Annotated in this window: 14 protein-coding genes; 12 read left to right on the top strand and 2 right to left on the bottom strand. The window is 61.9% G+C overall.

Features of this window, described 5'->3' with window-relative positions:
* Together GOQ28_RS03050 and GOQ28_RS03045 are read right to left on the bottom strand one after the other, a co-directional pair.
* Positions 1-717 carry an SAM-dependent methyltransferase gene (locus tag GOQ28_RS03050; protein ID WP_160355379.1) on the bottom strand — a complete coding sequence of 239 codons (717 nt, stop codon included), beginning with the start codon at positions 715-717 and terminating at the stop codon, positions 1-3.
* Positions 714-1,328, bottom strand: coding sequence for a Maf family nucleotide pyrophosphatase (locus GOQ28_RS03045; RefSeq protein ID WP_160350366.1), 615 nt, complete (start codon positions 1,326-1,328; stop codon positions 714-716). The genes GOQ28_RS03050 and GOQ28_RS03045 overlap by 4 nt, the downstream gene beginning before the upstream one ends.
* A gap of 251 nt (positions 1,329-1,579) precedes the next feature.
* On the opposite strand from GOQ28_RS03045, the gene GOQ28_RS03040 reads away from it, so the two are divergent.
* From GOQ28_RS03040 to GOQ28_RS02985, 12 genes are all read left to right on the top strand, one after another.
* Positions 1,580-2,197, top strand: a complete 618-nt coding sequence (locus GOQ28_RS03040) for a YceD family protein (RefSeq protein ID WP_160350365.1) — start codon at positions 1,580-1,582, stop codon at positions 2,195-2,197.
* 52 nt (positions 2,198-2,249) lie between these two features.
* Positions 2,250-2,432: a 50S ribosomal protein L32 gene (gene rpmF / locus GOQ28_RS03035; protein WP_026640362.1), complete on the top strand. Its 183-nt coding sequence runs from the start codon at positions 2,250-2,252 to the stop codon at positions 2,430-2,432.
* Between the two features lie 46 nt (positions 2,433-2,478).
* Complete coding sequence (gene plsX, locus GOQ28_RS03030; RefSeq protein WP_160355378.1) at positions 2,479-3,543, top strand: phosphate acyltransferase PlsX; 1,065 nt, start codon at positions 2,479-2,481, stop codon at positions 3,541-3,543.
* Positions 3,543-4,529 (top strand): beta-ketoacyl-ACP synthase III, encoded by a 987-nt coding sequence (locus GOQ28_RS03025; RefSeq protein WP_160355415.1) that lies wholly within the window; start codon positions 3,543-3,545, stop codon positions 4,527-4,529. The genes plsX and GOQ28_RS03025 overlap by 1 nt, the downstream gene beginning before the upstream one ends.
* 91 nt (positions 4,530-4,620) lie before the next feature.
* Positions 4,621-5,550 carry an ACP S-malonyltransferase gene (fabD, locus tag GOQ28_RS03020; RefSeq protein ID WP_160355377.1) on the top strand — a complete coding sequence of 310 codons (930 nt, stop codon included), beginning with the start codon at positions 4,621-4,623 and terminating at the stop codon, positions 5,548-5,550.
* 54 nt (positions 5,551-5,604) lie between these two features.
* Positions 5,605-6,360 (top strand): 3-oxoacyl-ACP reductase FabG, encoded by a 756-nt coding sequence (fabG, locus tag GOQ28_RS03015; protein ID WP_160350362.1) that lies wholly within the window; start codon positions 5,605-5,607, stop codon positions 6,358-6,360.
* A 126-nt stretch (positions 6,361-6,486) separates the two neighbouring features.
* Positions 6,487-6,726 (top strand): acyl carrier protein, encoded by a 240-nt coding sequence (acpP, locus tag GOQ28_RS03010; RefSeq protein WP_003813816.1) that lies wholly within the window; start codon positions 6,487-6,489, stop codon positions 6,724-6,726.
* Positions 6,727-6,904: 178 nt separating this feature from the next.
* On the top strand, positions 6,905-8,134 hold the full coding sequence (fabF, locus tag GOQ28_RS03005; RefSeq protein ID WP_160350361.1) for a beta-ketoacyl-ACP synthase II: 1,230 nt from the start codon (positions 6,905-6,907) through the stop codon (positions 8,132-8,134).
* A gap of 384 nt (positions 8,135-8,518) precedes the next feature.
* Complete coding sequence (gene rpoE / locus GOQ28_RS03000; protein WP_160350360.1) at positions 8,519-9,118, top strand: RNA polymerase sigma factor RpoE; 600 nt, start codon at positions 8,519-8,521, stop codon at positions 9,116-9,118.
* Between the two features lie 12 nt (positions 9,119-9,130).
* Entirely contained in the window at positions 9,131-9,631 is a 501-nt protein-coding gene (locus GOQ28_RS02995) for a sigma-E factor negative regulatory protein (protein ID WP_160355376.1), read from the top strand.
* 50 nt (positions 9,632-9,681) lie between these two features.
* Positions 9,682-10,686 carry a MucB/RseB C-terminal domain-containing protein gene (locus tag GOQ28_RS02990; protein WP_160355414.1) on the top strand — a complete coding sequence of 335 codons (1,005 nt, stop codon included), beginning with the start codon at positions 9,682-9,684 and terminating at the stop codon, positions 10,684-10,686.
* A 42-nt stretch (positions 10,687-10,728) separates the two neighbouring features.
* Positions 10,729-12,213, top strand: a complete 1,485-nt coding sequence (locus GOQ28_RS02985) for a DegQ family serine endoprotease (protein WP_160350358.1) — start codon at positions 10,729-10,731, stop codon at positions 12,211-12,213.
* The last annotated feature ends 76 nt before the right edge of the window (positions 12,214-12,289 follow it).

The following is a 12,289-nucleotide window of genomic DNA, read 5'->3' as shown; positions in this document are numbered from 1 at the left end:
TCACGCGCGCTGGGCGAGATAAAGAAATAGTGTCGGCTGCTTGTCCAGATCCGGCGCGGGCTGCTTTTTCCATTCCGCGATGCTGTACGTGCGTACCCATTCCTCGTCCGTGGTCAGGGAACGGGCAACGCACAGCCGCGTGTCGGGCCGCAGGCTCGACAACAGTGTGGCGAACATCGCCGCATTGCGATAAGGCGTTTCGATCAGCAGCTGCGTCTGATGATGGCGCGCGGAATGCTGCTCCCACGCGCGCAGCTGCTTGGCCCGCTCGGCCGGGTCCACCGGGGCGTAGCCATGAAAGGCAAAGCGCTGGCCATCCAGGCCGCTGGCCATCAATCCCAGTAGAATCGACGATGGCCCGACCCACGGGCGCACGATAATGCCCATCCGGTGAGCGGCGGCCACCACCGTGGCGCCAGGGTCCGCGACGGCCGGGCAACCGGCCTCGGAAACCAACCCAATTTCCTTGCCGTCTCGCACCGGCGCCAGCCACTGCTGAATCTCGCCTGCGTTGGTTTTGGGCGTCAGGGTATGGATGGTGATTTCCTGCAGGGGGCGGACTGTGCCGATCTGCTTCAAAAAAGCGCGGGCCGTCTTGGCGTTCTCGGCAATATACGTGTCCAGGCCGCCCGCCAGCGCGCGCGCATCCGAGGGCAGCCAGCGCTCGGGCGAGGCGGTGCCCAGGCCTACCGGGATAAGGTGTAGCACGCCGCTCATGCCGCGTTTTCCAACGGCGAAGCATGAGTCAAAGGATCCAGTCCAAAGGTGGCCAGCATGCCGGTCAACGCGATCAATGGCAGGCCGATAATGGCGGTCGGATCGTCGCTACGGATGGACTCCATCAACGCGATACCCAGGCTCTCCGCCTTGGCGCTGCCGGCCGTGTCAAACGGCGCCTCGGCGCGCAGATAAGCGTCTATGGCGGCGTCCGACAGCGGGCGGAAACGGCACAGCGTCACTACGTCCGTTTTCTCGACGCGTTGTCCATCGGTCACGGCGAGTGCGCTGTGGAATTCCACGGTTTGCCCCGCCAGCATGCGCAGCTGCGCCTGGGCGCGGGCAAAATCGCCGGGTTTGCCAATCGGTTGGCCATCGATGGTAGCCACCTGATCGGAGCCGATCACGACGCAGCCGGGGTGTTTCGTCGCGATTGCCATGGCTTTGGCGACCGACAGTCGCAGCGCCAGCGCGGCCGGGGTTTCGCCATCCTGTGGTGTTTCGTCCACATCCGGCGAAATGGCCTCAAAGGGCAGGCGCAGGCGCGCCAGCAATTCGCGACGGTAGGGAGAGCTCGAAGCCAGGATCAGGCGGGGTGGTAAATTAGGCATGCGTTGTTTGACGGTTAGGCGTAAGTCACGGTATTATCTAACGTTTTGCGGGATTTTTGCACGGCGCCCGAGGATTTTGGTGTCACGCAGGATGGTCGCGCAGCGGCTATGATGCCGGGTGCGACCGGGTGTCGTGCCGGTAAATGCTAAACCCGCTGATTTTCTGTCTACGAGTCGTATCGCCGAAAAGTTTGGCAGATCCTCGACGGAAAGGTCGGCGGTTCGGGACTAACAAAGTTTACGGAGTTCGCATGAGTGACAATCAACGGGCAGGCGCGGCAAAGCCGCACGGGTCCGTGTCGGCGGCTACCGTAGTCGATGCATTCGCGCTGGCCAGACAGGGTGGTTCTCTGCAGGGCGAGGTGCCGCTGTCGCGCATGACGCGCGCTATCGAGGGTTTGCCCGAGCAGCCCCAGGGCGATGCGGGCCTGGTGCGATGGTCCGTGCGTGGCGAGATGGGCAAGGGCGTGGTCGGGTCGAGCATTGCTGCCGATCAGCCGCTGTTGCATCTGCACGTCGAGGCGCATCCGGTCCTAATTTGCCAGCGTTGCAACGATCCCTTTGTATTCGACGTAGATTCTTCGACAGTATTGCAGTTGGTCAAGTCCGAGGATGAGCTCGACGACGATCTGTCTATGGATACGCAAGATCCGGATGTTGTGGATTCGCTACCTGAAAAGGTCGTGGGTTCGCATCGATTTGACCTGTTGGCCCAGGTTGAAGATGAGCTCATTTTGAGCATTCCATTCGTGCCCAAGCATCTCGTATGCCCGGGCGCGCAGGCCGAAGACGGCGACGCGCAGCAAGCGTCTGCCACCCAGCGTCCGTCGCCGTTCGCGGTGCTCGAACAACTAAAGCGTAAAGATTAGATCAACATCGGGCGCGCATCGCGTACAATGCGCCCCGTTTCTAGGAGTCATCATGGCTGTTCAACAAAACAAAAAATCCCCGTCCAAGCGTGGCATGCACCGCTCGCACGATTTTCTGGTCAACCCGCCGACCGCGATCGAACCCACCACGGGCGAAACGCATCTGCGTCACCACATCAGCCCCAACGGCTTCTACCGTGGCCGCAAGGTCCTGAAGACCAAAGCTGACGAATAAGCTGCTGCAAAGCGCTTTTTCTCACGGCAGCAGCTGATCTGCAACTGTGATACGCATCGCTATTGACTGCATGGGCGGCGACTTCGGTCTGCCCGTCACGATACCGGCTGCGATCGAATTCGCCCGGCAGTTTCCCGATACCCACTTGTTGCTGGTCGGGCTGCCTGACGCTATCGAAACGGCTCTGAAAGAACATCAGTCCGTTCCGCGCGATCGCCTGGAAATCGTCCCTGCCTCCGAGGTCGTCACCATGGACGACCCGGTCGAGGTGGCTTTGCGTCGTAAAAAAGATTCGTCCATGCGCCTGGCGGCTCAAGCCGTCAAGGATGGGCGGGCCGACGCCTGCGTGTCCGCTGGCAATACCGGCGCGTGGATGGCGATTTCGCGTTACGTGCTCAAGACGCTGGATGGCATCGATCGTCCGGCCATTGCCACGTCGATTCCCAATCAGACCGGGCGGGCCACCACCGTGCTGGATTTGGGGGCGAACGTCGATTGCACGGCAGAACACCTCTTGCAGTTCGCCATCATGGGCGCCGCGCTGACGCAGGCGGTGGACCATCGCGACAACCCCTCAGTGGGCTTGTTGAATATTGGCGAAGAGGTGATCAAAGGCAACGAGGTCGTCAAAGAGGCGGCCGAGCTGCTGCGCCGCAGTCCGCTGAATTTTTACGGCAACGTCGAGGGCAACGACATCTTCAAGGGTACCGTCGATGTCGTGGTGTGTGACGGCTTTGTCGGCAATGTCGTGCTCAAATCCGTGGAAGGCCTGGCGAAAATGCTCTCGAGCATGATTCGCGAGGAATTCAAACGCAACATCATCACGCTCCTGGCGGGCGCTATCGCCAAGCCGGTGCTGAACCGTTTGCGCGGCCGCGTCGATAACCGCCGGTATAACGGTGCCGCGTTGCTCGGTTTGCGCGGTGTGGTGATCAAAAGCCATGGCTCGGCCGATGCGTATGCGTATGGCTTTGCCCTGCAACGCGCGCGCGAAGCCGTCGTGAGTAAACTGCTGGAACGCACTGCCCAGACCGTGGTGCTGATCACTCAGCGCTCACAACTGGGCGATGCCGCAGCCGGTGAGACTGCCGCGGCTGGAAATACCGTTTGATGGATAAGGTAATGACATACGCCAAGATCGCTGGCTCCGGTAGTTTCTTGCCTGAGCGGGTCGTCTCCAACGACGAATTGGCCGCCGAACTGGCGACGCGCGATATCGCGACGTCCGACGAATGGATCGTCGAGCGCACGGGGATACGCCAACGTCATCTGGCTGAACGTGGCGTGACCACCAGCCAGTTGGCGACCGAAGCCGCGCGTCGGGCCTTGGCCGACGCGGGCGTGGACGCCTCCGAAGTTGACTTGATTATCGTTGCGACTTCCACGCCTGATTTTGTGTTTCCCAGCACGGCTTGCCTGGTGCAAGCCAATCTGGGTGCCAAGGGTGGCGCGGCGTTCGATGTGCAGGCGGTTTGCAGCGGCTTTGTCTATGCCCTGAGCACCGCGGACGCATTCGTGCGTGCTGGCCGGGCGCGTTGCGCGCTGGTGATCGGCGCCGAAGTCTTCTCCAGCATCCTCGACTGGAACGATCGCAGCACCTGCGTATTGTTTGGCGACGGTGCGGGTGCTGTTGTGCTCAAGGCTTCCGACGAGCCGGGCATCATGGCCGCGCACCTGCACGCCGACGGTTCGCAGACCAAGATTCTCTGCGCGGCTGGCAATGTGGCGTACGGCGCAGTGGTGGGCGATCCGTTCCTGCGCATGGACGGCCAGGCCGTCTTCAAGCAAGCCGTCACCGTGCTGGACCGTTCGGCGCGCGATGTCTGCGCCGAGGCCGGCGTCGAAGTCTCTGACGTGGACTGGCTCATTCCACATCAGGCGAATGTCCGGATTTTGAATTTCCTGGCGCGCAAGCTGCACGTGCCGACCGAAAAGGTCGTGATCACTGTGGATTCGCACGCCAACACGTCTGCCGCAAGCGTTCCGCTCGCGCTGGACGCCGCGCGCCGCGACGGGCGCGTACAGCCGGGCCAGCTCGTCCTGATGCAGGGCGTGGGCGGCGGCTTTACTTGGGGTTCGGTGTTGGCACGTATGTGACCGTCGCGCGGGCCCGCTGGCTCGCGCCGGTGACGGGCCTCCACACGATCTCGGGTATTCTCCCAATCTGAAATCAGTTGATGCTTCTATCATGAAAATCGCGTTTGTCTTTCCCGGCCAGGGATCTCAGTCGGTCGGCATGCTCGATGTCTGGGCCGGCAATGCCGCCGTGGCCGATGTGGTCGCGCGCGCGGGTGAAGCGTTGGGGCAGGATTTGGGCGCTCTGATCGCCCAGGGCCCCGCGGATCAGCTCAACCTCACCACCAATACTCAGCCCGCCATGCTGACGGCCGGCGTTGCGGTGTTCGCCGCCTGGCGTGCCGCAGGCGGCCCGATGCCCGCCTTGGTAGCCGGTCACAGCCTCGGCGAGTATTCCGCCCTGACGGCTGCCGGTAGTCTGGCACTCGAAGACGCCGTGCGCCTGGTGCGCGTGCGCGCCGATGCCATGCAGGCCGCGGTGCCTGTGGGTACGGGTGGCATGGCGGCGATCTTGGGTCTGAGCGACGATGCGGTACGCGCTGCGTGCGCCGAGGCGGCGCAAGGCGAGGTCGTCGAAGCCGTGAACTTCAACGCGCCCGCGCAAGTCGTGATCGCCGGCCACAAAGCCGCTGTCGAGCGCGCCTGTGAGGCCGCCAAGGCAGCCGGCGCCAAGCGCGCGCTGCCGTTGCCGGTGTCCGCGCCGTTCCATTCCAGCCTGCTGCGCCCGGCCGCCGATGTGCTGGCCGATGCGCTCGCCAAGATCTCCCTCGCGGCTCCGCAAGTGCCCGTGATCAATAACGTTGACGTGGCCACGCCCGCCGATCCCGAAGCCATCCGCGACGCCTTGGTGCGCCAGGCATGGCATCCGGTTCGTTGGGTCGAAACCCTGCAGGCCATGAAAGCCCAAGGCGTTACCCACGTGGTCGAATGCGGGCCGGGCAAAGTCCTCGCCGGATTGACCAAGCGTATCGACAGCGAACTCGTTGGTCTGTCGATTACCGATCCGGCCTCTCTCGAAGCCGCGCTGGCGACGCTGTCGTAACGCCGGGGCACGCCTCGGCATTGCACGCACATCGCCACATACACGGAAACTGACATGGACAAACAATTGGCAGAACTGCAAGGTAAAGTGGCCCTCGTCACTGGCGCCACGCGCGGGATCGGCAAGGCTATCGCCTTGGAACTCGCGCAACGCGGTGCTATCGTCGTGGGTACGGCGACCAGCGAGTCGGGCGCGCAAGCCATCAGCGAAGCGCTCGCGCCGTTCGGTGGCCGCGGCGTGGTCCTTGATGTGACGGACGCCCAAGCCAGCGAAGCGTTGATCGAGACGCTCAGCAAGGCCCCGGAAGGCGGTCCTCACATTTTGGTCAATAATGCCGGCATCACGCGCGATAACCTCGCCATGCGGATGAAAGACGACGACTGGAGCGCGGTGATCGACACCAACCTCGCGGCCGTATTCCGCTTGTCACGCGCCGTCATGCGCGGCATGATGAAGGCTCGTTGGGGTCGTATCATCAACGTGACCTCGGTGGTGGGCGCCAGCGGCAACGCAGGCCAGGCCAATTACGCTGCCGCCAAGGCAGGCGTGGCCGGTATGTCGCGCGCGCTGGCTCGTGAATTGGGCAGCCGTAATATCACGGTCAACTGCGTCGCCCCGGGTTTCATCGACACGGACATGACCCGTGCGTTGGGCGAGGCTCAGACCTCGGCGCTGATGCAGCAAATTCCGTTGGGGCGTTTGGGCGCGGCCGAAGATATCGCGCACGCGGTGGCCTTTTTAGCGAGCCCGCAAGCGGGTTACATTACCGGGACCACGCTGCACGTCAACGGCGGAATGTATATGCAATAAATCGGTCTTTCAGGGCCGGTTTTAGGGTACGCCCACGGGCGTAAAGTTACTTTTCTCACGGCTAGGCGTTTGCATTCCTCTGCGCTTAGCTATAATTCGCGGGATTTTTCCCAATTGGAGATCTGCATGGAAAGCATCGAACAGCGCGTCAAGAAGATCGTCGCTGAACAACTTGGCGTGAACGAAGCCGAGATCAAGAACGAATCCTCCTTCCTTGACGACCTCGGTGCCGATTCGCTCGACATGGTGGAACTGGTCATGGCGCTCGAAGACGAGTTTGAGACCGAGATCCCCGACGAAGAGGCCGAGAAGATCACGACCGTGCAGCAAGCGATTGATTACATCAATTCGCACGGTAAGCAGTAAGCGCAGCCTGTAAATTTTCCCGCCGTCATGCCGTTTTCGGCTGGCGATCGGGATCGGGGCGGTTTCAGGGGTGTCGTGCGGTTCGCTGGCAGGGTATTGTTAAGATACGTCTGCTGGTGTGCCGTTCGCATGGCGCATCCGAGAACCGCCTTTCTTTTGTCTGTTTTAGGAGTCCTCCGTGAAGCGACGAGTCGTCATTACTGGCCTGGGTATCGTATCGCCCGTGGGCAACGATATCTCCACAGCCTGGGACAATATCGTCAACGGACGTTCCGGCATTAGCCGCATCACCCGTTTCGATCCTTCAGCCATCACCACGCACATCGCCGGTGAGGTCAAAGACTTCGACGTCACGCAGTACATGCCCGCCAAAGAAGCCCGCCAGATGGATACTTTTATCCATTACGGCATGGCCGCGGGCATCCAGGCTTGGCAAGATAGCGGTCTGACCGTGACCGAGGAAAACGCGGAGCGTATCGGCGTCATCGTAGGCTCCGGCATTGGCGGCCTGCCGCGCATCGAGGAAACGCAGACCGAGTTCCTGGCCAAGGGACCGCGTCGTATCTCGCCGTTTTTCGTGCCGGCCTCGTTGATCAACCTGATTTCCGGTCAATTGTCGATTCGCTTTGGCATGAAAGGCCCGAGCTATGCCGTGGTCTCGGCATGCACGACGGGCTTGCATTGCATTGGTGATGCCGCGCGTCTGATCGAATACGGCGACGCCGACGTCATGGTCGCCGGCGGTGCGGAATCCACGGTTTCGCCCTTGGGTATCGGTGGCTTTGCCGCGATGCGCGCCTTGTCCACGCGTAACGATGATCCGACCACCGCTTCGCGACCCTGGGATCGTGATCGCGATGGCTTCGTGCTCGGCGAAGGCGCGGGTGTCCTGGTGCTCGAAGAATACGAGCATGCCAAAAAGCGTGGCGCTCGCATCTATGGCGAGTTCGCGGGCTACGGCATGAGCTCCGACGCGCATCACATCACTGCACCGGACAAAGATGGTCCGCGTCGTGGCGTGATCAACGCGCTGCGCAATGGCGGCATCAACCTCGACGAGGTGAACTACGTCAATGCGCACGGTACCTCTACCCCGCTGGGTGACAAGAACGAAACCGACGCACTGAAGCTCGCCTTTGGTGATCACGCCAAGAAACTGGTGGTCAATTCGACGAAGTCGATGACGGGTCACTTGTTGGGCGCGGCCGGCGGTATCGAAGCTGTGTTCACGACGCTGGCGGTGTACAACCAGAAGTCGCCCCCGACGATCAACATCTTTAACCAGGATCCCGAGTGTGATCTGGACTACTGCGCCAACGAGGCGCGGGACCTGAAGATCGATGTCGCAATTTCCAATTCCTTTGGTTTTGGCGGCACCAACGGCTCCATGGCCGTTCGCCGGATCTAATTTGGGCGTCCTTCGGGAGTCCAGTTCCTGGACGCAGTGCGTGCCACTGCGTCCGATCCGGCGGGCCCGGCCAGCGTCCGAGCCGGCTTTGGCTCAGACGCATGGGCGCCGCCCTGTCCGCGCCCGCGCACTGCGTGCGGTGGCGGGCAGCAGAACCTGGCAAATTCGCCTGGGCCGCAGCTGGTTTCCCGCCGTGCTGCGCGACAGCCGGCGCGGGCCGTTCTGGCTTTATTTGCAATTGCAGACCGGGTCCGCGGGGCAGGGCGCACACTGCCTGCATCTTTCTATCTGGCAGCCTTTAGTGCCCGCCCGAGCATGGCGCCGTCTATGCATACTGGTCAGTGCGGCCCGGCGCCTGCGGTCTCACGACTCTAGGAACGCTTCATGAGCGAGCGCGACGTAGACGCCGAATTGGTCGCCCGCGTCCAGCGCGGGGATAAAAAAGCTTTCGATCTGCTGGTGCTCAAGTACCAGCGCAAGATCCTGCGGCTGCTTGGGCGCATGATCCGCGATCCCTCGGAAATCGAGGACGTGGCCCAGGAAGCCTTCATCAAAGCGTATCGCGCACTGCCTCAATTCCGGGGCGAAAGCGCCTTTTACACCTGGCTTTACCGCATTGCCGTCAACACCGCGCGCAACTGGCTGGCCTCGGCCGGCCGTCGTCCCAGTGCGCCAAATGCAATAGAAAGCGAAGACGGTGAAACTTTTAACGAAACAGACAACCTAACAGACATCAGCACGCCGGAATCCATGGTCGCAAGCCGGGAAATCGCCGAGACGGTCAATGCCGTTATCGATGGTTTGCCCGAAGAGTTGCGCACGGCTATCGTGCTGCGTGAGATCGAAGGTATGAGTTACGAAGACATCGCCCAGAGCATGGACTGTCCAATTGGAACGGTACGCTCGCGCATTTTCCGTGCGCGCGAAGCCATTGCCGCCCAATTGCGTCCGTTGCTGGATACCGATGCCGAGCGTCGTTGGTAAGGAGCGGCAGTCATGCAGTCAACAGCAAAATCCGCGGTCGAGACCGAATTATCCCTAGAGGAATCGTTGTCCGCGTGGATGGACGGAGAGCCGTCCGACATTAATTTTTCCGAATTGGCCAGCGAGCAGGGCCGCCGTACCTGGGACACTTATCACCTGATTGGCGATGCCCTGCGTAACTCGGATCTGGCCGTGCGTCCCAGCGCGGACTTTCAGGCGCGGTTGTCGCGCGCACTCGATGCCGAGCTGCCTATCGTCGCACCGCAGCGACGTCGTTCTCCCATCCGGATGGGCTTGTCTGGCCTGGCCGTGGCCGCCGCCGTGGCGACCGTGGCCTGGGTGGCGCAGCCGTACGTGATGGGCGGCGCTACCAGCCCCGGCGAAATTCGTACGGTGGCGGATGCCTCCCTCAACGAAACCCCTGTATTGCGTGATTACCTGGAAGCGCATCGCCAGATGGCGGGCCCCAGCGCCGTGCGTCAGGTGTCTTTCGATGGCGGAGTAGGACGTTGATCGCGCAGCTGCAACAGTTCTGTCGTCCCGTGTTCAATCGCGCCCGGTCGATGCGCCGGCCCGTCGATGGCGCCGCGTGGGCCTTCGCGGCTTTGATGCTTGTTGGGCTCGCGGCGAGTCAGAATAGCGCCCAGGCGCAAAGCGCTGCCCCCGATGCGGCCGTGCAGTTGCTCTATGACATCCAGCAGGCGGCGCGCAAGCAAGACTACTCGGGCGTCTTCATGTACCAGCAAGGCGAGGCTATACAGTCGTCGCGTCTGGTGCATCTGGTCGATGGCACGGGCGAACGCGAACGATTGGAAATCCTCGATGGTCAGCCGCGAGAATATCTGCGGCACAACGATGAGATTCAGTGCCTCATCCCCGAGCGTAAAACCGTCTTGATGGAGCCGCGCCGGGGCGACCGCTTTCCGGGTTTGCTGCTCGGTAACCCGAAAGAATTGGCGCAGTACTACGACATCCGTTTGCAAGACGGCATGCATCGCGTCGCGGACCGCCAATGCCGGCTGATCACGATTCAGCCGCGCGACGGACAGCGTTATGGTTATCGCCTCTGCGCGGATGCAAAGACCAACTTACTGCTGCGCGCCCAAACGGTCGATCATGACCAGCGCGTCATCGAACAGGTGTCGTTTTCGTCGATACGCGTGGGTGATGGGGTAGATCCAAAAGAATTGCAATCTCCGTGGAACATTCGTGACTGGAAGGTTGTCCAACCCCCCGTTGAGCCCGTAGACCTAGCTGCGCAAGGCTGGCGTATTCCTGCCCCAGGCGGTTTTGTAGCGGTTATGCAAGTCGCGCGCTCAATGGGACGCAACAAAGTCAATCAACTGGTGTTGTCGGATGGCCTCGCGGCGATTTCGGTGTTCATTGAGCCCTACGATAAGCAGCATGAACAACCGATGGCCGAGGGTGCTGTGCGGCGCGGTGCGATCAATATTTACAGCACGCGCATCGCGGATTTCTGGTTGACCGCGTTGGGTGAAGTCCCGGCTGCGACATTGGAACAGCTGGCGACCTCGACTGAATACGTCCCGGTTTCGAAGTCACAATAACGAGCCTGTAAAAGGTCTGGGGAGTTTTCGGAGTTCTCTCTCATGGAATCACATTCAGTGTCGACCCCTTTTTTGCGGCGCTTTGCCCCCACCGTTCTCTCGGCCGTTCTGCTGGCCGGCGCTTTCGGACCGACGGCGCCAGCTCTAGCTCAAACGCCTCCGGCGGCGGCTGGCCCCGCGGTGGCGCTGCCTGATTTCAGTGCGATCATCGCCAAGGCGGACCCCGCGGTCGTCAACATTCGCACGACGGCTACCGTCCCCGTGCGCGCGCCCGGCGCCACCAACGATCCTTATGAATTGTTCCGTTGGTTCTTCGGCCCCGATTTCCAGGGTCCCGGCGTGCCACAACCTCAGCCAGCCCCGCGCCAGGCGCCTGAAGAGCGCAAGGTGCCGCGTGGCGTGGGCTCGGGTTTCTTTATCTCGGCCGACGGCTACATCCTGACCAATAACCACGTGGTCAGCGACGCAGCGGACATTTATGTCACCTTGACCGACGGCCGCGAATTCAAGGCCAAGGTCATTGGCACCGACGAGCGCACGGACGTGGCGCTCATCAAGATCGACGCCAAGGACATGACGCCGCTGAAGATCGGTGATCCCAAGCGCTTGCAGAAAGGCCAATGGGTCCTGGCTATCGGTTCGCCCTTCGGTTTGGATTCCACGGCAACGGCAGGCATTGTCAGCGCCATCAGCCGTGATACCGGCGAGTATCTGCCTTTCATCCAGACCGACGTGGCGGTCAACCCCGGTAACTCGGGCGGACCGCTCATCAACCTGAATGGCGAAGTGGTCGGGATCAACTCGCAGATCGTGTCGCGAAGCGGCGGGTTCATGGGTATCTCGCTGGCTATTCCTATCGACGAGGCCATGCGCGTAGCCGACCAGCTGCGCGAGAACGGCAAGGTGACGCGTGGCCGTATCGGCGTGCAAATCGGCGAAGTCGGTAAAGACGTGGCCGAAGCCATCGGTTTGCCCAAGGCCGAGGGCGCATTGGTGAGCAACGTCGAGGCCGAAGGCCCGGCAGGCGACGCCGGTGTACGCGCTGGCGACGTGATTGTGTCCTTTAACGGCGAAGCCGTGAAGCGCTGGTCCGATTTGCCGCGTATCGTCGGCCAGACCAAGCCCGGTACACGCGCCGATATGGAAGTCTGGCGTCGCGGCAAGATGGTCACGCTGTCGGTCAAGGTTGGCGAGTTGCAGGCGAAGTCCGCCGAGGCCGCCAGCAAGGCCAAGCCCGAGGCGGAAACCAGCACCAACGCCCTGGGACTGATCGTGGCGGACGTACCCGAAGAACTGCAGCGCAAGCTGGGCATCAAGGGTGGCGCGCTGGTCCGTGCTGCCTCCGGGCCGGCCGGTGCGGTGGGCCTGCAATCGGGCGATATTGTGCTGGCACTGAACCAGACCGATATTACCGATGCGGCGCAGTTCAACAGCCTGGTTGGCAAGCTCCCCAAGGGCAAGGCGGCCGGTTTGTTGGTCCGTCGTGGCGAGCAGGCGCAGTGGGTTGCGATCGAGCCGTCCAAATAAGCAGCAAGACCGGCTAAAATAGCTGGTTGCCACAAGAAAGGGGGCGCAATGCGCCCCCTCGTTTTTGCGAGTCCCT

It is taken from the genome of Bordetella sp. 02P26C-1 (genome assembly GCF_009763255.1).
In the GTDB taxonomy this organism is placed as follows: domain Bacteria; phylum Pseudomonadota; class Gammaproteobacteria; order Burkholderiales; family Burkholderiaceae_B; genus Bordetella_A.
This window is presented reverse-complemented; position numbering and strand designations above follow the sequence as displayed.

What these genes read in the sequence shown, in the direction of transcription:
- GOQ28_RS02985 (WP_160350358.1), top strand. Translation starts at nt 10,729, where the DNA reads ATGGAATCACATTCAGTGTCGACCCCTTTTTTGCGGCGCTTTGCCCCC.
- GOQ28_RS03040 (WP_160350365.1), top strand. Translation starts at nt 1,580, where the DNA reads ATGAGTGACAATCAACGGGCAGGCGCGGCAAAGCCGCACGGGTCCGTG.
- GOQ28_RS02995 (WP_160355376.1), top strand. Translation starts at nt 9,131, where the DNA reads ATGCAGTCAACAGCAAAATCCGCGGTCGAGACCGAATTATCCCTAGAG.
- GOQ28_RS03025 (WP_160355415.1), top strand. Translation starts at nt 3,543, where the DNA reads ATGGATAAGGTAATGACATACGCCAAGATCGCTGGCTCCGGTAGTTTC.
- rpmF (WP_026640362.1), top strand. Translation starts at nt 2,250, where the DNA reads ATGGCTGTTCAACAAAACAAAAAATCCCCGTCCAAGCGTGGCATGCAC.
- acpP (WP_003813816.1), top strand. Translation starts at nt 6,487, where the DNA reads ATGGAAAGCATCGAACAGCGCGTCAAGAAGATCGTCGCTGAACAACTT.
- GOQ28_RS03045 (WP_160350366.1), bottom strand. Translation starts at nt 1,328, where the DNA reads ATGCCTAATTTACCACCCCGCCTGATCCTGGCTTCGAGCTCTCCCTAC.
- GOQ28_RS02990 (WP_160355414.1), top strand. Translation starts at nt 9,682, where the DNA reads ATGCGCCGGCCCGTCGATGGCGCCGCGTGGGCCTTCGCGGCTTTGATG.
- rpoE (WP_160350360.1), top strand. Translation starts at nt 8,519, where the DNA reads ATGAGCGAGCGCGACGTAGACGCCGAATTGGTCGCCCGCGTCCAGCGC.
- fabG (WP_160350362.1), top strand. Translation starts at nt 5,605, where the DNA reads ATGGACAAACAATTGGCAGAACTGCAAGGTAAAGTGGCCCTCGTCACT.
- fabD (WP_160355377.1), top strand. Translation starts at nt 4,621, where the DNA reads ATGAAAATCGCGTTTGTCTTTCCCGGCCAGGGATCTCAGTCGGTCGGC.
- GOQ28_RS03050 (WP_160355379.1), bottom strand. Translation starts at nt 717, where the DNA reads ATGAGCGGCGTGCTACACCTTATCCCGGTAGGCCTGGGCACCGCCTCG.